We start from the raw sequence: 20,591 nt of genomic DNA, 5'->3' as shown, positions 1-20,591 counted from the left end.
CCGTTAGGCCGCTCTTAGAAAGTTAAAATTTGAGTTTAATACCCATTTTAAATTGACGACCAAGTACGTCATAGTTACTTGGAAATGTGTTACCAGAGTTTGAACTAGTATCACCTGCTTCATTACCAACCACAGGTGGCTCTTTTTCAAACATGTTATCAATACCGAATGTAACATTCATGTAGTCAGTAACATGGTAGCTGGCGAATAAGTCAAAATAATCATAGCTTTCGATGCTTCTGAATTCTTCAAAAACATTTGGCGCTTCGATTGGCTCGATATCTACACCATCAATGTGACGCCATTGTAGTGACACGGTTAGATCTTCCCAAATCCAGCTAGTACGTTGTACCCAGCGTAATTCAGAGACAGGGTCGCAACTTGTGCTGTAAAAACCTTTACAGTCAATAATGCGTGCAGTATCAGAGCTTTGCGACTCTTGCGTTAGGTATTTATTAATATTACCTGAGAATTGCAACTCTCCCATGTCATCAAGCAAAATACCAAAGTTGAAACCAAGTTCGATACCTTCGGCACGTTGATTTTTTAAGTTGGTGGTAAATTGCTCAATACCCGCACCCGCGATAGTTAAGTCGCCACCGATACGGTTGATCTTCGCACACTCGTTAGCATCACCTAGTACGTAACAGGCATCAAGAATTTCTTGAGCTGAGAACTCACCAATGATGTCATCGATATCAATATCATAGTAATCCAGTGTAATTGTGAAGTTTTCAACAGCACTGAATTCAGGTGTCCAAACAATACCCGCAGTGAATGTTTCTGCTTCTTCAGCACCTGGTGGGTTAGCAGGATCACTACCACTAATGACTTGTACTTGGCCAGAGATTACATCTTGTACGTTACCAACTTGGGCGTCAGTCATACCTGTTGAGATACAAAGCTGTCTTAGCGAGGCATCAATGTTAGCGGCGTTAGCAACTGAACATGGATCTTGTAGCGCGTTGTCTAAGCCTGTTACAACAGGTGAAGCGATTTCACCAACGTTAGGTGCACGCGTTGCTTGTTGTTGCATAACACGGATAAGTACATCGCTAACTGGACGCCAGTTGAAGCCAAGTTTCCATGTTTCGTTGCTACCTACTGTATCGTAGTCAGCCCAGCGGAAACCAAACTCTACATCAAGAGTTTCAGCACCCGGTAGGCCGTCTAACACAGGTAAGTAACCTTCTAAGAAGAACTCATCAACTTTAAAGCCACCCGTGATAGGCAGTTGGTTACCACCTGCACCACCTTGACAACTAGCAGGGGCAAGTTTTAAACATTCATCAGGCTCAAATAAGCCTTTTTCGCGACGATTTTCATAACCAAAACTCATCGAAAGTGGCGCACCAGCACCTGGGATTTCGATAAACTCGATTGCACCATTAACGGTTGCGGTGAAAATTTCTTGGCTGTACTTTTGTTGTTGAAGGGCAATTGCTTGTGCATAGCCTGCCATTTCTTCAGTGATGGTACCAAAGCCACCAAATAGATTAATTGGCACACAGCTGGAATCACCATTTTTACAGGTTACACCATCCGTTGTGTCTAATGCGTTTTGAATATTGGTTAGGTTTGTATAACCACCACGTACAGTTGTTCGGTTAGATTCACCATACTGATAGCTAACATCATATTCCCAGTCATCTAGGAAGAAACCTGTTACACCAGTCACAATTTGGAACTGAGTACTGTCAAATCGTTCTGTACGAGCACCTAATTCTAATGTTCTACGACGTAATTGCACTTTTAGATAGTCTTCACTATCTACAATGCCGTTACCGTTAACATCTTGCCAGTTACTATCATTTAAGCTACCAGCAGCCAATGCTGCGGAAGCTCCATCGATCATAAATTGCCTCGCTTGATCGCCAATTAACGGGTTTGCTAAAGGTAAATTAAAGCTTGAGCCAAATGTACCTGATGGTGCTACTTGTGTATCAACACTGGTATTGGTGTAGTTAAAGCTTGAGTATACTTTATGATCATCAGTTAAGTTATATTTAGCGATTGCGGTTGCTGAATAACGCTCTGAAGGTGTTTGATAAAAGTTATATGGATTGAAGTTAAATACACTACATGTATCTGGTTGCAATGTACCATCATTTCTAAACTGACCTGAGCCTGTTGTACCTGCGCCAACGATTGCAAATCGTGTAGGAAATGCAGTTGTTGAGCCACCACTTTCAACCGAGTTAGGGCCACTACAATCTGCTGGAGCTGGAACCGGTGGTTCACCGTTTAAGAATTGTTCATAGTTAGCACCGGTAGCCGTTTCAATACCAAGTAAACCTAAAGGACGGTCACCAAGTAGTATTTGGTCACGTTGACTCCAGCCAAGGGAGAGTACAACGTTACCTTTATCATCTTCTAGGTTAGAACCTATTGTTAAGGCTATACTGTTTTTGTCACCATCATTGTCACCGGTTTGAGAGTGTTTAAGATCTAAATCAACACCTTGAAAGTCTTCTTTTAATACAACATTCACTGCACCTGCAATCGCATCAGAACCATATACAGCTGACGCACCACCAGTGATAATATCAATTCGTTCAATCAGTGCTGTTGGAATTGTCGAACTGTCAACTGAGCCATTGTAGTTGTATGGGATCATCCGACGTCCATTCATTAGAACAAGTGAACGTTGCGATCCTAAACCTCTTAAGTTAATGGTGGCTGCACCGCCAGAGCCATTATTTACGTTACTTCCATCACCAGGTATTGTTGAAGGTAAAGTTCTTAGTATTTGTTCTACTTCAGGCTCTTGTTGGTAACCTAATTCTTTTTCTCCGATTGAGACAATTGGACTTGCAGAAACAGCGCCCGGTTGTCTAATACGACTACCCGTAATTGAAATTACTTCGAGATCTTTTTTTGCGTCGCTTGTCTCTTCTGCTGCACTCATTGGTGCGTATATAAGAGCTGTAGAAACAACCCCTGTACTAATCGCCAGCTTTACAGCATTTGATAGTTTGTTTTTTAACATTGTTATCTCCCAATATTTAATTATAGTTGGCTAGAAAACAATGGATTACTACTCGATATCCATTCTTAGCATGTTTAGATTAGTACACAACCTAGGTAAATGTGTAGTTTTTGATAAGAAAATGTATAAATATTGAAATTTTATTGTTTTTGGTGAGAGAGTAGAATAAAAATCATAAAAAAAAGCGGCTCTTAGGCCGCTTTTCTGGTTGGTAATGTGTATAGAAGGATTAGCAGTTAGTTTCTTTTGCGTTTACGCCTTCTTTAACTTCTTCACAAGCATCTTCTACAGCATTCTGTGTATCAGTAATTGCTTCATCAATGCGCTCGCCTGCATCTTCAGCTGTGTTATCCTCACAACCCATGATGAAAAGACCTGAAAATAGGGCGATAGTAGCGGCTTTTAAAGTTGAACTTTTCATAATTAAATTCCTTATAATAGTGTAAATTAATCTATAAACGTTGTTCGGTTGTTATCTGGGGGTGTTGCCTCTAAGCGCACCTGATACCAGCGAAATAACAAGTAGAACAAGAAATATAAAAAAGATAATTTTAGCAATTCCTGCTGCGGCTCCTGCAATACCGCCAAAACCTAACACTGCAGCGATTAACGCGATTACTAAAAAAGTGATTGTCCAGCGTAACATAGTGATCTCCTTGGCTAATAATTTTTCGTTTCGGTTGGTATGATTAAAGCTAGTTCTATGCCACTATTAAATGTTAAGTAATTTCAACGGCTTACTGTTTTTTTTGATGTTGTAGAATTTTTTCTTTTGGTAACTTTTACGAATTAGCCTGTAACTTATTCATAGTGATTATTTTTCAACTTAAATGAGTAAAATAACACCCCTTATAAATCTTTCTTTGGTAAGACCAATTTATCTTGTCGGTGTTTTTATACACCCAAGAGCCTGTGTTAGCGTGGTTTTATTTAAAATCGACCATATCACCTTTATAACTTATGACTATATCGAGTATTTTTATCATCTATATTCGGCTGTTAATGTGCTCCCTTTATGGTTGTTAATTTTGTGTTTTACATGTTATTTTAAATTAAATTGGTTTTACCAATTTACAAGGTGCTATACAAATTGAATGTGTTTGTTATTATGTTGAATATTTATTTAACTATATTGATTTTTTATTTATAACAGTGCGAGGGGGCAGTATGGATATAGGTGGGTTACTCTCAACCGCGGCCAGCTTGATGATTACGGGCATGATCGGTGTATTTATATTTTTAACTATTTTGATTTCAGCCGTGACCTTAATGTCTAGGCTGATGAATCGTTTTGATGAACCTAACAGCAATGAGCCCGTGCGAGCTGCAAAAATACACTCACAGCAGGGGGTGCCGCAAGCACACATCGCAGCTATTAGCGCTGCAATCGCTCAATTCAGAAATAAACAAAAATAATGGGGCAGCTGAAAATGGCTAAATTAAAATTAACCGAACTAGTTTTACGTGATGCACATCAATCATTGTTAGCAACACGCATGCGCTTAGATGACATGTTACCTATGGCTGAGAAACTCGATAACGCGGGTTATTGGTCTATAGAGTCATGGGGGGGCGCAACGTTTGATTCTTGTATTCGCTATTTGGGCGAAGATCCTTGGCAGCGTATTCGTGAACTTAAAGCGGCGATGCCAAACACCAAGCAACAAATGCTGCTGCGTGGACAAAATTTATTAGGTTATCGCCACTACGCTGATGATGTAGTAGAAAAGTTTGTCGAGCGTGCACATAAAAATGGTGTTGATGTATTTCGTATTTTTGATGCAATGAATGATGTACGTAATCTTGAAACAGCCATAAAGGCTGCGGTTAGAGTGGGCGCACATGCGCAAGGAACGATCTCATATACGGTGAGCCCTGTGCATACTCTCGATATGTGGCTTAAGCTTGCTAAACAGCTTGAAGAGCTGGGTTGTCATTCTATTTGTATTAAAGATATGGCGGGATTATTAAAACCTTACGATTGTGAACAGCTGATCAAAGGTCTAAAAGAGACGGTGTCTATTCCTATCGCGATGCAATGTCATGCTACAACGGGTTTAAGTACAGCAACTTACCAAAAAGCGATTGATGCAGGCATTGATATGTTGGATACGGCTATCTCATCAATGAGTATGACCTATGGCCACAGTGCAACAGAAACAATAGTATCGATTGTTGAAGGAACCGAGCGAGATACTGGTCTTAACCTTAATCAGTTAGAAGAAATTGCCGCTTATTTTCGTGATGTGCGTAAAAAGTATGCCGCTTTCGAAGGCAGCCTAAAAGGGGTTGATGGCCGTATCTTATTAGCACAAGTACCAGGCGGCATGTTAACTAACATGGAAAACCAGCTGAAAGAACAAGGTGCTGCGGATAAACTCGATCAAGTGCTTTTAGAGATCCCGCGTGTACGTGAAGATTTAGGGTATATTCCACTGGTAACACCAACCTCACAAATAGTTGGTACGCAAGCCGTTCTAAATGTATTAACGGGTGAGCGTTATAAAACGATTACTAAAGAAACCGCAGGTGTACTTAAAGGTGAGTATGGTGCAACCCCAGCGCCGATGAATAAAGAACTTCAAGAGCGTGTTTTAGACGGAAGCGAAGCAATTACGTGTCGCCCTGCTGATAAACTTGAACCCGAACTCGAAAAACTTGAAGCTGAATTATTAAAAGAAGCTAAAGAGCAGGGTTTAGAGTTGGCTGATGACGTGATTGATGACGTGCTTACCTATGCTTTATTCCCACAAATAGGCTTGAAATTTCTTAAAAATCGTCATAATCCTGATGCCTTCGAACCTGTGCCGACTGGTGAAAAAGCTAAATCTGAACAATCAACAACACCTTCTTCAAATGGTGAGGTTCAAGCTGAGCAATACAGTGTGAAAGTAGATGGTAAAGTTTACGATGTTGTTGTTGCAAAAGGTGGCGAGCTTAAAGAAGTTGCACTTAAAGACAGTGAGTTAATACCACAATCTGCATCAGCGTCAGCTGGCGAAACACTCAATGCGCCACTGGCAGGTAATATTTTTAAAATCAAAGTAAAACCTGGGCAAACTGTAAATCAAGGTGATGTCGTTATCATTATGGAAGCAATGAAAATGGAAACCGAAGTACGTGCCGCTCATGACGGCACTGTGGCTGATATTTTAGTTGCGGAAGGTGACTCAGTTGCTACCGGCGACGCCATGATTGCACTTGCTTAGGAGGCTAGGGATGGATGGATTATTAAACCTCTGGCATGCAACGGGGATTGCAAACTTTACTTTCCCTGCACTGATCATGATTGCAGTTGGCTGCTTGCTACTGTATTTAGCGATTGCTCGTAGTTTTGAGCCATTGCTTTTACTGCCTATTGGCTTCGGCGCTATTTTAACAAACATTCCAGTGGCTGGTTTATCAGACCCCGGTGGCTTATTGTACTATGTGTATCACATAGGTATTGATTCTGGCGTGTTCCCATTGCTGATTTTTATGGGGGTGGGTGCACTAACGGATTTTAGCGCGCTTATTGCAAATCCACGTATGTTGTTACTGGGAGCAGCGGCACAATTTGGTATTTTTGCGACGTTATTTGGCGCCATTTTACTAAACTTTATTCCAGGCTTTGAATTTTCACTGCAAGATGCATCGGCGATTGCCATTATTGGTGGTGCTGATGGACCAACCGCTATTTTCTTAGCCTCGAAACTTGCGCCTGATTTACTGGGAGCAATCGCTGTTGCCGCGTATTCATATATGGCATTGGTGCCTATTATCCAACCGCCAATTATGCGCGCGTTAACAACAAAAGAAGAGCGTGAAATTCAAATGCCGCAGCTACGTGCAGTATCAAAAAAAGAAAAAATCATTTTTCCATTGATGGTACTCAGTCTGACGATTTTATTTTTACCTGCAGCGACGCCACTTGTTGGTATGTTTTGTTTAGGTAATTTAATGCGTGAATCAGGTGTAGTTGATCGTTTAAGTAATAGTGCACAAAACGAGATCATTAATATCACTACGATTTTCTTAGGTCTTGCTGTTGGTTCTAAACTTGCTGCAGATAAGTTCTTAACTGTAGAAACTATTGGTATCTTGGTATTAGGTGCTTTGGCCTTTGCTATTGGTACAGCATCAGGCGTGTTTATGGCAAAAGGTCTGAATAAGTTTTCTAAATCGCCGATTAACCCTCTGGTGGGGGCTGCGGGTGTATCCGCAGTGCCAATGGCTGCGCGGGTGGTAAATAAGGTAGGTCTTGAAAGCAATCCACATAACTTCTTGTTAATGCATGCAATGGGTCCGAATGTAGCGGGTGTATTAGGAAGTGCCGTAGCTGCAGGTATTTTGTTAGCGATTGTTGGCTAAGTCGTTTACTTCCAACCGACTGGCGCAGTATTTTACTGCGCTTTTTTTTGTCTATAGACTAGAGCCTGAACTGATCTATTGTGTAAGGAAGCCACAATGAATGTATTTGTTATTTTATTATGCCTGTTTATCGCACTGGCTATTCTTATACCACTACTTGAAAAGTATCATTCAAAAATGGGACTAGATGGTGCAACCAAATATGCTAAGTATATATGGCCGTTAGTGATGATCTCGATGGTGATCCAGTTGATTTACTTGTTACTGAGGTAACAATAAGGAGCTCGCCAAAATAAGTTGGCGAGCTTTTTGTTTTAGTGCGTTGCTAAAGGATAGTCGGTATAGCCTTTTGCACCGCCACCAAACAAGGTATCAGGATCGTGCTGTGCAAGTGCAATCCCTTTTTCAATACGCTCAGGCAGATCTGGGTTTGCAACAAACGGACGACCAAAGCCAATTAAATCAGCCCAGCCTTCATTTAATGCTTGTTCTGCTTTATGGCCAGTGTACTTGCCTGCATAAATCATTAACCCAGAAAAGTTTTCACGTAGCGCTTGTTTAAAATTTTGCTCCATTAATGGCGCATCGTCCCAGTCAGCTTCGGCAATATGCAGGTAAGCAACGTTTAGAGCATTAAGTACCTTCGCTGCACCAATATAGGTTTCAAACGGGTTATCATCAACCGTACCATTGAGTGTAGTGAGCGGAGCTAGGCGAACGCCTACACGGTTAGCGCCAATTTCATCACACACCGCTTTTGTCACTTGTTGTAAAAAACGTAAGCGGTTCTCTAAACTGCCGCCGTATTCATCAGTGCGTTGGTTTGACTCTGAATCAATAAATTGATTAATTAAGTAACCATTAGCAGCATGAATTTCAATACCATCAAACCCTGCATCAACTGCATTACGGGCAGCTTGACGGTATTCGTTTATAACGCGTTTGATGTCATCAAGGCTCATTGCGCGGGGCAGGGCAGTGGCAACAAAATCGGGTTTATCATCTTCATCAATAAATACTTTAACGCCCTTGGCTGCAATAGCTGAGGGCGCAATTGGTTGCTTGCCACCTGTGTTACTAGGGTGAGACACTCTGCCAACATGCCAAAGCTGAGCGAACATGATGCCGCCTGCTTGATGAACTTTGTCGGTTACTTTCTTCCAGCCAGCGATTTGCTCGGGAGTATAAATACCCGGTGTCCAAGCATAGCCCTTACCTAGGGCTGATATTTGTGTGCCTTCGCTAATAATTAAGCCGGCACTGGCACGTTGTGCATAGTAGTCGGCCATTAACTGATGGGCGATATCACCTGGTTGTGATGAGCGAGAGCGGGTCATCGGTGGCATGACAATGCGGTTTTTTAATGTGTGACCGGCAAGTTGTACGGTATCGAATAATTTGTTCATTACGGCTCCTTGAAAGCGACTATGCGTTCAGCATAACGAATATTATTTATGAAATTAATGCCAGTAATCACAAAATACTTTTGTTAAAAGTGCAAAAAACTACAGCGTTAACCTTGGTGCTATAAAGTCTAAAAATGCTAATACTCGTGATGACACTCCGCTGTTTTGATAATACACCGCATGCACTTTTTCACGGCGATTAGGACTTAGCACTTCGCCTTCAAGCACTTTCACTAAACGGCCTGCTTTTAAATCTTCGTTAATCATAAATTCCGACAACAAGGTAATGCCATGACCTTGAATACAAAGCTGGCGTACCGTTTCACCACTAGATGCACTGATTGAAAATTTAAGATCTAAAGGCGTGGTTAGCGGCCAGTGATTTAAATGCGGCGCATCGGTAAAACCAATAAGTTGTTGTGAGGCTAAGTCGGTTAGCTCATTTAATGGTGGGGCAGCTTGTAAATAATCAGGGCTTGCGACTAGCTGTAGTTTGCTGATGCCCAAAGTACGCGCATGTAAGTTTGAGTCAGCGAGTTCGCCAATCCGAATAGCAATATCGGTTTTATGTTCAAGCAAGTCGATAATGTTGTCGTGGCTGGTGATCTCAAGTTTTATATCAGGGTAAGCGTGGTTAAAGGCCTTTAAATGTGGCGCTAATTGGTGAAACACAAAGGGGCTTGCGGCATCGACTCTTAATTTTCCTGATGGGGCACAGTGTAGAAGTTTTAGGGCTTCTTCACCTTGTGCAAGCTGACTGAGTGCTTCTCTAGCATAGCCTAAAAATAACTGACCTTCTTCGGTCAGCTCAATGCGCCTTGTTGTGCGATTGAATAAGGTAACGTTTAAAGATTTTTCGAGCCGAGTTACCGCCCGTGATATTTTTGCTACTTGCTCATCTAAGGCATTGGCTGCACTTGAGAATCCGCCGGTATCAACCACGCTAATAAATGCTTCTAAATCTTGGCTGTTGGAGATCACGCTCATGGCTATACCTTTTCATTTTTGACAAAAGTATTTTGTCACTATCGCTATTTTTTGCAAATTTAATTTTAGTCACAATAGCCGCACTTTCAAAAATTAATAGAGGATATGTGATGCCAATTGCATTACTTGCATTAACTCTCAGTGCGTTTGCCATAGGCACCACTGAGTTCGTGATTGTCGGCTTAGTGCCAACTATCGCTGATGATTTGATGGTTTCGTTACCGAGTGCAGGGCTACTTGTTAGCTTGTATGCATTAGGGGTTGCGGTGGGGGCGCCAGTATTAACTGCGCTTACCGGACGCTGGAATAGAAAGCATGTATTACTGAGCTTAATGAGCCTGTTTGTTATCGGTAACTTACTGGCTTGGCAAGCACCTAGTTATGGTAGTTTGATCACCGCAAGGATTCTAACAGGCCTTGCTCATGGGGTGTTTTTCTCAATTGGTTCAACCATCGCAACAGGGCTTGTCAGTAAAGATAAAGAAGCCAGTGCTATCGCGATTATGTTTACGGGGTTGACGGTTGCATTAGTAACCGGTGTGCCATTAGGGACTTGGATTGGTCAACATTTTGGCTGGCGAGCGACCTTTTTAGTGGTGTCTTTATTGGGTTTAATCGCACTTATTGGCAGCGCATTTTTAATTCCAAGCAACTTAAAGCAAAGTAAACCCGCCACGTTGGGTGAGCAATTAAAGGTAATGGTGCAACCTAGGCTTTTACTGGTGTATTTGATGACCATACTTGGTTATGGCGGCACATTTACAGCCTTCACTTATTTAGCGCCCATTTTAGAGCAGCAAACGGGTTTTGCATCAGCCACTATTAGCTTAATCATGCTGGTTTACGGGGTGTCGGTTGCTGTTGGTAACATCTACGGCGGTAAGCTAGCCGATAAAAAAGGCCCCATTAATGCGCTTACTATTATCTTTAGTGCTTTGAGCATGGTGCTGTTGGTGTTGACCTTTACCATGCAATCTAAAGTCGCTGCGGTACTGACCGTACTTGTATGGGGGGCATTTGCATTTGGTAATGTGCCAGGGCTGCAAGTTTATGTGGTTAAACTTGCTGAAAAATTCACACCCAATGCCGTGGATGTGGCTTCAGGCTTAAACATTGCAGCGTTTAATATCGGTATTGCGCTAGGCTCAGTGTTAGGTGGCGTTGTCGTTGAAAACTGCTCATTGCAAGACACTGCATGGATAGGCGCTATCATCAGTTTAGCGGCGTTAATTGCAACAAGATACAGTGGTTATTTAGATAAGCGTGAAGCTGTTTTAGAACTGAAGCTAGAAAAATAACAACGCTGAAAGTTAGCTGTACCAACCTTTGCACACTTTTAGTCAAAGGTTGGTGAGCTGGGTAAAAATAAGTTGCAAATGGCTTAACTATTATTTTATCTCATCAACGAGCAAATTAATGATTAAGTTAATAACCTCTGTTTTTGGTAGCGGTAGTGCATTTGATGTAATGGAAAAACCTTCAATAAATGGAATAAGTAATGACACGACAACCTTACTTTTTTGTTCGCTAAAGCCTAACGAGATCAGCAGTAACTCAAGCTCCGTACCACATTTTTTATAGTAGTTTTCTAAACTGGAGAGTACTTTTTCTGAACGGCATGAAATAGCCCAAATTTCTCGAAAAACTTCACACCAATCTTGGATATCGTCAAGGGCAAGTAGGTTACTGATGTAGTTCTTAATGGCTTGAGGGTTATTTTTTAGTTCAATATCACTCATCGAACTACGGATATGATCAAGGCAAACTTCTAAATAAGAATCAATTACTTGAACAATTAATCCGTCTCTGTCTCCAAAATGATATTGCACATTGCTGAGAGTAACACCACTTTTCTCAGCAACTTTTCTGAGAGTGAGCCCTTGATTGCCATTTTCACTGAGCATTTTAGTTGCTGTTTGAATGATAATCTCTTTATTTGATTCCATTTTCACCACACAGTTGTTGAATTTTATATTCCGACCATTCTAGCAAAGAATATTATTTTTTTGTCATACCGCAACTATTTATGTTCATAACCTATCTCGTAGAGAGTTTAAGGAAGCAATAAATTATTCTCTCTAAAAACCTTAAATATTAAATTTTTGTTAACTTTAAAATGTTTCAATTATCATCCTATTGACAATATTGGTCAGTTGACCTAGTGTGTGCGTGCTTTTATTTTTGTTTCTTACATAGGGAAAATTACAGTGGAAATTACAAAAGATGTTGCTGTGGATGTTATTGCAGAGGTATTAGAGCTTGATAAAGATGAAGTCACTTTAGACAGCTCTATCGTAGATGATTTGGGAGCGGATTCTTTAGATTTAGTTGATATTTCTTTTTCTTTAGGAAAAAAGCTGAAAATTAAAATGCCAACTAAAACAACATTAATTATTGCCAGTGAGCTTTGTGCAGATGAAAAGGCCTTTATACAAGGTGGCAAGCTTACTTCTGCAGGCGTTGATTTATTGATAAATAGTCCAAGTCATTATTCACAAAGTGAAATTGATGTGGGCATGGCTGTCAGTGATTTACTTAGTTTGACAACCGTTATGCACTGGTTCTATTTAGCTAAAGATGTGTGTGAACATGCCAGCCAAAATGGTGATGTGTTACTGCAAGAGTATGTCGAACAATTCTGTGTATCTAGAGATATTGAGCTGATAAACGTACCAGCATAATTTGTTAGGGAAAACTCATGCACAAGGTTGTTATTACAGGGATTGGCGTAACTGTTAAAAATCACCAAGACCCTCATACGTTGTTTGCAACTTTAGAGTCTGGTCAGTCTCTCATTGCAGATGACCATATTTTAAAAGGAATGGGGATCGAGGGCGTCGCCAGTAGTCGTATTAGCGATGAAGAAGTTATTCAGCTGCAAAGTCGGTACCCATCACTTGATCAAACTAGGGTAGCACCCTCTGGATTTGCTGGATTTGATGCGTTAACTAAATCAGTAAAAGATGCTGATTTAAACCCAGACCAACTTCGTCAAGCTGGTCTTTATTTTGGTACTAACAAAATACTGCCAACAGTTGATCTTGTACATCAGCTTGCTCAACAAAAAGCGGCAAGCGAAAAATTACCCTATCAATCGCCAGAGAGTGTGGATTATTACAATCCGCAAACGGTTGTCGCGGATATGGTTGAATACTTCGAAATTGGTGGGCCGGTGACATCTTGTGCCGATGCTTGTGCAGCCGGTGCATCAAGTTTGATCTCTGGTTTTAGGCAAGTCTCACGTGGTGCTTTAGATATCGCATTATGTGGCGCAGCCGATTTTGGAACACAACCTGTCATGCAGTTGCTCTTCAAAAACATAGGCGCGCTCAATCAAGCGCAATTATTTAATTGTGCGAGTGAAGTATCAAGACCTTTTGATAGCAATCGTGCAGGTGTCGTGCTTGCTGACGGAGCAGCCTTTGTTGTACTCGAGAGTGAAGCGTCGGCAAAGCAAAGAGGCGCGTCTATTTATGCATATGTTTGCGGGGCTCATCGATGTACCGAATCTTACAAAATGACCTCAACTGAACCTAGCGGTAAGTTTTATGCAGAATGCATGCAAGCAGCCCTTGAAAAAAGTTGCGTCAGTGCTGAGGACATTGACCACATTAGCGCACACGGTACCTCAACCAAGAGTAATGACAGTGCTGAAAGTCGTGCTATTGAACAGGTCTTTGGCAGCCATACGCCTGTTACTTCAACAAAGTCAGCGTTAGGGCATTCATTGGCAGGGAGTGGTGCAATTGAAGTGGTTTTATCTGCATTGAGTATAAAAAACCAAGTCATGCTGCCGACCTTAAACTTTGAATCCCTTGGTGATGATGATGCAAAGGTGAGTGTTGTGAAAAGTGCGACACCTAAAGCAATCAATTATTTGCTTAGTAACTCGTTTGGTTTTGGAGGAGTAAATACAAGCATCGTTTTAGCGAGGGATAGCGCATGTTAAAACCTGTGTACTTATTTCAAGGTGAGACACTGCTGGCGCACAGTACATCATTAGAATCACTACTCACTCATAAAGGCAGGTTAATGAGTACGCCTTTTGAAAGTGCTGACTTAATTAATCACTCCATTTTTATTTCTACGCTAGCAGACGAAAATCTCAAGGATGTTGGCGCTGAGCGCATGGTACGTAAAACCAGTGAGCGTCAAGCTCGTTGGCTTATTGCAAGTGGGGTAAGAACGTGGCGAACTTATTTTAATGAGCCACAGAATAAAGCGGGATTATTTATCGGTTTAGGAACCGTTGACTGCGATGAAGAGGATAATCCTGAGCTCGTTCAAGAACCGACTGCTGAGTGCTTAGCTACCGCGATGTTAGAAGAGAGGCGGCCGCTTGTTTGTTTAGCGTTACTCAACTCTAGTGCTACCAGCCATATTGCACAATTGGCTGGTATTACTGGTGAAAATATGAGTTTTTCGCCATTACTGAGCGCGGGCTTAAATGCCCTATGTGAGGGCTACTTTGCGATTGCTGAAGGGCGTTTGAAACATGCTTTATGTGGTGGCGGGAGTCAAAAAATAACGCCCTGGTCCTTACTTGCCTATGAGTCAATCTGGGCTAATCAAGACAATTACTGGCTAAGTGAAGCGGCGAGTTTTTTTATCGCCAGCGATGAACCTCGTTTAAATGAGCAAGCTGCGATAGGTGTTATGCGTCAAGCATATCGAGCTCGCCTACAAAATAATGCACATGCACTCACTGCACAGGTTAATCGCATAACGGGTTCACCTTTAATAGAAAATCAGCACGTTGTAAAAGTTATCCTCGTTGGAGCAAACCTTGAGCAACAAGATATTACGCTACATGCATTAGGTGGTGAGCTTAAAAGCAGGGCGGTTGTATTGGATAGTTACGTTGGCAACACCATGGCTGCGGCTACAGCAATAGCGTGCAATAGTGCATTGAGCTATTTGCAAGACGCCGAACAGGGCTTCGTTATTGTGATTGCGTTTGGTGATCATGGTGAATTTGGAATGTTTTTGATAGAGGCTAACAATGACTAATCGAGTAGTGGTCACTGGGCTGGGAGTACTTAGCCCATTTGGTGTTGGCGCTGATTCATTTTGGTCTGCTGTAAAGGCAGGTAAAAATGCCGTTGATGCTTGGCATCCTCCTGGAGCAGAAGGCTTTCCTGTTCAGCACGGTGCAACAATTAAGCAAGATACACAAGCGCTGGTGGCTGAGGAGCTGGTTGATTTTAAGTTACCAAAACACATCGAAAGACGTGCAATTTATGCACTTATTGCTGCTAAAGAAGCAATTAACGATGCACGTCTTAAAACTGAGTTGGGTCAAGCAGGGATTGCTGTGTGCAGTGGGGTACCTGAGCTTGATGACGCATCATTACTGGCCCTCGCTGAGCAGCCAAAGGCAAATATTATGAATTATGCATTGACTGAGCGAGAGCAGGCAATAAAGCGTTTTTCAGGAATTAGATGCAGCAATGATGTATTGGCAACCACGTTGGCTGAACAGTTGAATACGTCAGGATTTATTTGCAATGTAAGTGGCGCCTGTGCAGGGGCAACTCAAGCTATCGGTCTTGCATATCGAGCAATCAAACGAGGTGAAGCATCGGTCATGTTATGCGGAGGTGCTGATTCTGTATTGAGCATTCGTACTCTATCTGCATTACATCTATTAGGTGCCACAGCAGAAACACAGCGTTTTGCGAATCAACTTTGTCGGCCGTTCGATCAAGACCGTGCAGGGTTAGTAGCGGGTGAAGGCGGTGCTATGTTGGTACTTGAGAGTGAGCAGCATGCAAAGGCCCGTGGTGCCCATATTTATGCTGAAATTACCGGTTACGGCAGCTCTTTAGATGCTTACAAAGTCACAGCTCCTCACCCTGAAGGATTAGGGGCGATAAGTGCTATGGAAGGGGCGTTACAAAGTGCCGGTATTGGTGCTCAAAATGTTCAGTATATAAATGCTCATGGTACATCCACTCCTTTAAATGATGTTATTGAAACAAAAGCAATTAAATCGGTTTTCGGTAAGCATGCAACGTCGTTAGGTGTATCGTCTACAAAATCAATGATAGGTCACTGGATTGCGGCCGCTGGTGCGCCAGAAGCAATTGCAACAGTTCTTGCCATTCGTGATCAGTTCATGCCAGCCACCATTAACCTAACACAACCCGATGAGGGACTCGATTTAGATTATGTGATGGGAAAAGGAAGAGAGGCCAGCATTAATCATGCGCTATCAAATTCATTTGGGTTTGGTGGAATTAACGCATCGTTAGCTATTGCGAGGTACTATGAATAGTCATCTAAGTTCTGTTGCACTGGTTGGGGTAGCGAGTAGTTTTGCTGACAGTGAATTTTCTTTACTGTTTGATAACCAACCAGAACACATTGCTGTACCTCGTAAGCTTAAGCGTTATATGGCACCTGCTGCAATTAATTCATTAACAGCCACTTCAGAGGCTTTGGCACATATCAGTTTGGCTGAGCGTGCTACAGAGGTTGGCATATACACGTCTCAAACGGGTTACGGTAGCCCATTTTATTCAGAGTTTAGTGCGGCATTACCTGAGAGCGCGGATTCAGCCGCCCAGACCTTTAAAGCATTATGGTCTAGTGAGCGAGTTAATCCATTTTTAATTACCAATGCCCTGAACAATAACTTGCTGGGTATTTCGGGGTTGAACTGGCAATTAAATGGAGATGCATGTGCGTTTATTCGAGATCAGCTTGGTGCATTTGGTGCATTACAAGAAGCGATAGTCGCCATTGACGCTGGTGAATGTCAGCTCGCTATTGTTGCAATTGCAGGAAATAGCAATGACCCATTGGCAAAGTGGCTGCAAGACTCTGAGTCTGAAATGGCAGAAAAGGTCACAAATGGCGCTACGACGTTAATTCTGGCAAGCGAAGAGTGGCTTTCAAAAACAGGTCACAAAGCCGTAGCAAGACTCAGCATTTTAGCAAGTGGCTATCATCTAAATACTGCGCAGTTAAATACGCTCATAGCTGAATACGTTAAACCAAGCCATTTTCTAAGTTATTACATTGAGTCGGCTAAAGGTAAAAATCGTATTTTAGCTGATGCATTAGCCTCTTGTAATGTCGCAAACCATCACCTTAATAGTTACAGCGGCTCGGATATATGCCCAGGGGTTGTTACCTCAGTAGCCTGCAATTTATCAACACTTCGCAAACAAAATCACTCTACAGGTGTGTGTGTGAATTGCGACCAAGCTGGTTTTTACTCATTTGTTAGGATTGAAAATGAATCGTTATAGTCAATATTGTAAGCCATCACTAAACCATGGCATTTATGCGATGGGGTTGGATAGAGTTTTTCATCGTGCAGAAAAAGGCACCTTATTCTATTTAGATGAGCAAGGAAATGAGCAAGCTATTATTGATTTTCTTGGTGGTTATGGTGCTGCGTTAATTGGCCATAATCATCCTCGTATGATAGATGCTGCGATGAAAAACTTTCAGCACCAAGTTGCATTCCACAACCAGTTTTCTGTTCGCGATGCTGCGAGCAAACTCGCAGAACGATTAAATGCACTTTTAAAAGAAGAAAATAATCAACAGGAAGATTTTTATTTCTCTTTTACAAGTACTGGGGCTGAATCGATAGAGGTTGCCATTAAGCATGCTGAAATGGCACGCCGTAGTGAAACGCAGCAATTAATAGAAGAAATGCAATTTGCTCTGTCACAAATAAAACGGTTGCCAACAGAAGGTAAGTTAGAACTCAGTGTGGCGCAGCGAGAGCTGTTAAATTTGAGCGAAGACGCAACACTAAGTGATTTTGTTACTGCTGTGGGTGAATTTAATGAGCAACAGTTAAATATTCAGCCTTATTTTATTGTTCTTAAAAATGCATTTCACGGTAAATTGATGACGTCGATACAACTGACTCATGGGGAGATGTATCGGGCACCATTTGCACACCTTGGCGTACAAGCTGAGTTTTTACCATTAAACGAACTTGATTGTGCAGAAGCTATGCTTAATGACAAGCATAATGCTACTTTATTACTGCCTAAAATCAAAGGTCATACAGTAAAAGTTAGCATTGAGCCATTACGACTGGCTACCGCACTGCTTGTTGAACCCGTGCAAGGTGAAGGGGGGATTCATTGCTTAACAGCCGAACATAGTCTGTGTTTAAAAAAACTTAGCCAAACACTTGGCTGCCCTATTATAAGTGATGAAATTCAGTCAGGTTCAGGTCGCTGTGGGGCATTAACCGCAGGTAGCCAGATTGATTTAAAAGCGGATTATATTGTGCTTTCAAAAGCGCTTGCGGGCGGGGTTGCTAAAATAGGTCTTGTTGCGATATGCAAAAGCAAATATCAAGCGGGTTTTGATATCATTCAAAGTTCAACATTTGGCGAAGATGACCACAGTGCCAACATCGCGCTTGCATTTTTAGATGAGCTTTATGATCCAAACTTAAATTTATTGGCAGCCATTAAGCAGCAAGGTGAGGCAATTAAAGCGCGCCTTGGTGAACTACAAAATATTTATCCTGATATTATTAAAGACATACGTGGTAGAGGTTTACTCATCGGTATTGAGTTTAATGCCGAAATGCCGCTTGATTCAATTTGGTTAAAATCAATCGTGTATCAGGGGTTCATGGGCTACATGATTACTGGGTATTTATTTAATAATTATAATATCCGTGTAGCGCCATCTTCTAGTGCGCCAAATGTTTTACGACTAGAACCAACAATTCATATAACAGAACAAGAACTGAGTCAGCTTATTGCTGGCCTGCATGATGTATGTAAGGTATTAAAAAACCAAGATAGCTATCACTTCTTAAAGCATCTAACGACCGCAGCAGAGGTGCGTTCTTCGCGTACAGAGCTTGCTGATTACCGAGCTTTTTATGCCAATTTAGCTCAAAACCACACACCCGCTGACGTTAAAGTGGCTTTTGTAAACCACCTAATCTCTGCCGATTGGATTTGGCAAGTTGACCCTGCAATGGAAGGGGTGCCCGATGTAGAGGCAAAGCTGCTTATTGAGCGTTTAGGTTTTGACTGGCGAGTCGTGCCGTTCCCACCTATGAGAATGACTTCGGTAACGGGTAAAACGGTGGATTTCATCTTGTATCCCTTATCAGTCACGTCAGAACAAATTAGTGTCATGTTAGAAAATAATGAGCTTGATGCTATTCGACGTGCAGTGAGTGAGCGTGCGCAAACAGCACAACAAGATGGCTGTAGTGTGGCAGGTTTTGGGATGTTTACGTCTGTTGTGACCAATAATTGTAAGTCTATCCGTGCAACAGATATTGCCTTAACGTCGGGTAATGCACTGACGGTGGGGATGACGAAACTCGCCGTACTGGAGCATATTGAAAACCATGATATGCAGATTGATAAAGTTGCGGTGATAGGCTCAGCAGGAAATATTGGCTCAGTTTACGCCACAATTATGACTGAACACTGCCAGCAGTTAGTGTTGATAGGAAGCGCTCGAATGGGGTCGAAAAAGCGCCTACTAAAAGCGGCATATAAAATTTACAGCGATATTTGGCAGATGGTGACATCACATGCTCCGCTTACAGGAATCGTTAAAGTGGTTGCTGAACACCCAAAATGCCAACAATGGTTGGCTGATGAAGCAGCGGCACCTGTAGATTTACCCGCTGCGTTATTTGAATTATTTAGTCAAAGTAAAGAAGGCCTTGTGGTCATTGCCGATGACATCAGTGAGGCCTATGACTGCTCACTTATCATGTGTGCCACTAATGCATCTGAAGCCATTTTAGATGTGCAAAAGCTCCCTAAAAATGCCCTTATCTGTGATGTCTCTATTCCACATAACTTAAGTGAGAATGATTTGGCGTTACGCCCAGATATAACCTGTATTCGCGGTGGAATTGTTGGTACGCCAAATGGAGAGTCTCTCGATGGCAGAGCACGTGCTTATCTTAGCCAAGGGCAAATATATGCATGTATGGCTGAGTCTGTGATTCTAGGTTTAGAAGGTGTTCAGCAACATTACTCTTATGGTGATTTATGTAAATCGCAAGTCGATGAAATTTTAGCAATGGCTTCACGCCACGGATTTACCCTAGCCGGAAGTAAAAATGAGGGGTCAATGTAATGACTCAGCACTTAGCTAATTTTAAAGCGCGCCCTGTAGCCTGTGTTACAGGAGCAACTCGTGGTATTGGTCGTGACATAGCCCTACATCTAGCAGCGCAAGGGTATGACATTGCATTTGGCTTTCGGGATGAAATTCACGCGAGTAATTTACAAGAAGAACTTGTTGCTTTGGGCGCTAAGGTCTTTTGCCAACCATTAAATTTGTTTGATGCTAAAAGCATAAACAGCTTTTTTGATAGCTTAAACACAGCACAGTTTGGTTTGGATTTACTTGTGAATAATGCCGGTATTACGAAAGATAACCTCCTTGCAATGATGAGCCAAGAAGAGCTTGAACAGGTCATTCACGTGAACCTTATTGCGCCTATTTTATGTGCGCAAGCGGCGCTCAAGATAATGCTGCCACAAAAGCAAGGTTGCATTATTAACATGTCATCGATTTCAGCAACGAAACCCAACCCAGGGCAAACAAATTACGCTGCAAGTAAAGCGGGTATTGAGGGTTTTACACGAGCCTTAGCGGTGGAAGTTGCCCGAAAAAATATACGGGTCAACTGTATTGCTCCTGGCATCATTGAAACAGATATGGTGTCTGATTTACTAAAAGGAAATGAGCAGCAAGCAAAGTCGAAACTGTTAAGTAAGCGACTTGGGAAGCCCCGAGATATCAGTGCGTTGGTTGCCTATTTGGCAAGCCAACAGGCTGAGTTTATTTCGGGGGAAGTATTTAATGTTAATGGCGGGATGTTGTTAAGGTAAGAA

General features: G+C 42.0%; 18 protein-coding genes. 12 read left to right on the top strand and 6 right to left on the bottom strand.

Annotated elements, in window-relative coordinates; all coding sequences use genetic code 11:
- Positions 1–22: 22 nt before the first annotated feature.
- The 3 genes from L3V41_RS02855 to L3V41_RS02845 all read right to left on the bottom strand — a co-directional run bounded on the left by L3V41_RS02855 (position 23) and on the right by L3V41_RS02845 (position 3,635).
- A complete protein-coding gene (locus L3V41_RS02855) occupies positions 23–2,989 on the bottom strand; it encodes a TonB-dependent receptor (protein WP_062569610.1) in 2,967 nt (988 codons plus the stop codon).
- Positions 2,990–3,218: 229 nt separating this feature from the next.
- Complete coding sequence (locus L3V41_RS02850) at positions 3,219–3,410, bottom strand: hypothetical protein (RefSeq protein WP_062569611.1); 192 nt, start codon at positions 3,408–3,410, stop codon at positions 3,219–3,221.
- A 51-nt stretch (positions 3,411–3,461) separates the two neighbouring features.
- Positions 3,462–3,635: a DUF1328 family protein gene (locus L3V41_RS02845; protein ID WP_083515324.1), complete on the bottom strand. Its 174-nt coding sequence runs from the start codon at positions 3,633–3,635 to the stop codon at positions 3,462–3,464.
- A gap of 521 nt (positions 3,636–4,156) precedes the next feature.
- On the opposite strand from L3V41_RS02845, the gene L3V41_RS02840 reads away from it, so the two are divergent.
- The 4 genes from L3V41_RS02840 (at position 4,157) to L3V41_RS02825 (ending at position 7,612) form a co-directional block, all read left to right on the top strand.
- Positions 4,157–4,405, top strand: coding sequence for an OadG family transporter subunit (locus L3V41_RS02840; protein ID WP_062569612.1), 249 nt, complete (start codon positions 4,157–4,159; stop codon positions 4,403–4,405).
- Positions 4,406–4,419: 14 nt separating this feature from the next.
- Positions 4,420–6,198, top strand: a complete 1,779-nt coding sequence (oadA, locus tag L3V41_RS02835; protein ID WP_062570028.1) for a sodium-extruding oxaloacetate decarboxylase subunit alpha — start codon at positions 4,420–4,422, stop codon at positions 6,196–6,198.
- Positions 6,199–6,208: 10 nt separating this feature from the next.
- Entirely contained in the window at positions 6,209–7,339 is a 1,131-nt protein-coding gene (locus tag L3V41_RS02830) for a sodium ion-translocating decarboxylase subunit beta (RefSeq protein ID WP_062569613.1), read from the top strand.
- 96 nt (positions 7,340–7,435) lie between these two features.
- Entirely contained in the window at positions 7,436–7,612 is a 177-nt protein-coding gene (locus L3V41_RS02825) for a hypothetical protein (protein ID WP_167346344.1), read from the top strand.
- A 41-nt stretch (positions 7,613–7,653) separates the two neighbouring features.
- Here the strand turns inward: L3V41_RS02825 and L3V41_RS02820 are convergent, their stop codons facing one another.
- A complete protein-coding gene (locus L3V41_RS02820; protein ID WP_237127131.1) occupies positions 7,654–8,745 on the bottom strand; it encodes an alkene reductase in 1,092 nt (363 codons plus the stop codon).
- A gap of 99 nt (positions 8,746–8,844) precedes the next feature.
- A complete protein-coding gene (locus L3V41_RS02815) occupies positions 8,845–9,732 on the bottom strand; it encodes a LysR substrate-binding domain-containing protein (protein ID WP_237114342.1) in 888 nt (295 codons plus the stop codon).
- Positions 9,733–9,842: 110 nt separating this feature from the next.
- On the opposite strand from L3V41_RS02815, the gene L3V41_RS02810 reads away from it, so the two are divergent.
- Positions 9,843–11,030, top strand: a complete 1,188-nt coding sequence (locus L3V41_RS02810) for an MFS transporter (RefSeq protein ID WP_062569616.1) — start codon at positions 9,843–9,845, stop codon at positions 11,028–11,030.
- Between the two features lie 90 nt (positions 11,031–11,120).
- On the opposite strand, the gene L3V41_RS02805 is transcribed toward L3V41_RS02810, so the two are convergent.
- Entirely contained in the window at positions 11,121–11,678 is a 558-nt protein-coding gene (locus L3V41_RS02805; protein ID WP_062569617.1) for a TetR/AcrR family transcriptional regulator, read from the bottom strand.
- A 261-nt stretch (positions 11,679–11,939) separates the two neighbouring features.
- On the opposite strand from L3V41_RS02805, the gene L3V41_RS02800 reads away from it, so the two are divergent.
- Genes L3V41_RS02800 through fabG form a run of 7 tightly spaced genes read left to right on the top strand, consistent with a single transcriptional unit; the run spans position 11,940 to position 20,588 of the window.
- Complete coding sequence (locus tag L3V41_RS02800) at positions 11,940–12,413, top strand: phosphopantetheine-binding protein (RefSeq protein ID WP_237127130.1); 474 nt, start codon at positions 11,940–11,942, stop codon at positions 12,411–12,413.
- Positions 12,414–12,430: 17 nt separating this feature from the next.
- Positions 12,431–13,681, top strand: a complete 1,251-nt coding sequence (locus L3V41_RS02795) for a beta-ketoacyl-[acyl-carrier-protein] synthase family protein (protein ID WP_193987685.1) — start codon at positions 12,431–12,433, stop codon at positions 13,679–13,681.
- Entirely contained in the window at positions 13,675–14,742 is a 1,068-nt protein-coding gene (locus L3V41_RS02790) for a beta-ketoacyl synthase N-terminal-like domain-containing protein (RefSeq protein ID WP_237127129.1), read from the top strand. Before L3V41_RS02795 ends, L3V41_RS02790 begins: the two co-directional genes overlap by 7 nt.
- Positions 14,735–16,009, top strand: coding sequence for a beta-ketoacyl-[acyl-carrier-protein] synthase family protein (locus L3V41_RS02785; RefSeq protein WP_237127128.1), 1,275 nt, complete (start codon positions 14,735–14,737; stop codon positions 16,007–16,009). Before L3V41_RS02790 ends, L3V41_RS02785 begins: the two co-directional genes overlap by 8 nt.
- Positions 16,002–16,988 (top strand): hypothetical protein, encoded by a 987-nt coding sequence (locus L3V41_RS02780; RefSeq protein WP_237114338.1) that lies wholly within the window; start codon positions 16,002–16,004, stop codon positions 16,986–16,988. Before L3V41_RS02785 ends, L3V41_RS02780 begins: the two co-directional genes overlap by 8 nt.
- A complete protein-coding gene (locus L3V41_RS02775; protein ID WP_237127127.1) occupies positions 16,975–19,827 on the top strand; it encodes an aminotransferase class III-fold pyridoxal phosphate-dependent enzyme in 2,853 nt (950 codons plus the stop codon). Before L3V41_RS02780 ends, L3V41_RS02775 begins: the two co-directional genes overlap by 14 nt.
- A complete protein-coding gene (fabG, locus tag L3V41_RS02770) occupies positions 19,827–20,588 on the top strand; it encodes a 3-oxoacyl-ACP reductase FabG (protein ID WP_237127126.1) in 762 nt (253 codons plus the stop codon). Before L3V41_RS02775 ends, fabG begins: the two co-directional genes overlap by 1 nt.
- Positions 20,589–20,591: the final 3 nt, after the last annotated feature.

It is taken from the genome of Pseudoalteromonas sp. L21 (assembly GCF_021728035.1).
Lineage (GTDB): Bacteria > Pseudomonadota > Gammaproteobacteria > Enterobacterales > Alteromonadaceae > Pseudoalteromonas > Pseudoalteromonas arabiensis.
The sequence above is the reverse complement of the archived record's forward strand: the minus strand, read 5'-3'. Positions and strand labels throughout refer to the sequence as shown.

Coding starts and splice junctions, on each gene's coding strand:
- L3V41_RS02815 (WP_237114342.1), bottom strand. CDS start 9,732: ATGAGCGTGATCTCCAACAGCCAAGATTTAGAAGCATTTATTAGCGTG.
- L3V41_RS02825 (WP_167346344.1), top strand. CDS start 7,436: ATGAATGTATTTGTTATTTTATTATGCCTGTTTATCGCACTGGCTATT.
- L3V41_RS02830 (WP_062569613.1), top strand. CDS start 6,209: ATGGATGGATTATTAAACCTCTGGCATGCAACGGGGATTGCAAACTTT.
- L3V41_RS02785 (WP_237127128.1), top strand. CDS start 14,735: ATGACTAATCGAGTAGTGGTCACTGGGCTGGGAGTACTTAGCCCATTT.
- L3V41_RS02855 (WP_062569610.1), bottom strand. CDS start 2,989: ATGTTAAAAAACAAACTATCAAATGCTGTAAAGCTGGCGATTAGTACA.
- L3V41_RS02780 (WP_237114338.1), top strand. CDS start 16,002: ATGAATAGTCATCTAAGTTCTGTTGCACTGGTTGGGGTAGCGAGTAGT.
- oadA (WP_062570028.1), top strand. CDS start 4,420: ATGGCTAAATTAAAATTAACCGAACTAGTTTTACGTGATGCACATCAA.
- L3V41_RS02845 (WP_083515324.1), bottom strand. CDS start 3,635: ATGTTACGCTGGACAATCACTTTTTTAGTAATCGCGTTAATCGCTGCA.
- L3V41_RS02775 (WP_237127127.1), top strand. CDS start 16,975: ATGAATCGTTATAGTCAATATTGTAAGCCATCACTAAACCATGGCATT.
- L3V41_RS02810 (WP_062569616.1), top strand. CDS start 9,843: ATGCCAATTGCATTACTTGCATTAACTCTCAGTGCGTTTGCCATAGGC.
- fabG (WP_237127126.1), top strand. CDS start 19,827: ATGACTCAGCACTTAGCTAATTTTAAAGCGCGCCCTGTAGCCTGTGTT.
- L3V41_RS02790 (WP_237127129.1), top strand. CDS start 13,675: ATGTTAAAACCTGTGTACTTATTTCAAGGTGAGACACTGCTGGCGCAC.
- L3V41_RS02840 (WP_062569612.1), top strand. CDS start 4,157: ATGGATATAGGTGGGTTACTCTCAACCGCGGCCAGCTTGATGATTACG.
- L3V41_RS02805 (WP_062569617.1), bottom strand. CDS start 11,678: ATGGAATCAAATAAAGAGATTATCATTCAAACAGCAACTAAAATGCTC.
- L3V41_RS02820 (WP_237127131.1), bottom strand. CDS start 8,745: ATGAACAAATTATTCGATACCGTACAACTTGCCGGTCACACATTAAAA.
- L3V41_RS02795 (WP_193987685.1), top strand. CDS start 12,431: ATGCACAAGGTTGTTATTACAGGGATTGGCGTAACTGTTAAAAATCAC.
- L3V41_RS02850 (WP_062569611.1), bottom strand. CDS start 3,410: ATGAAAAGTTCAACTTTAAAAGCCGCTACTATCGCCCTATTTTCAGGT.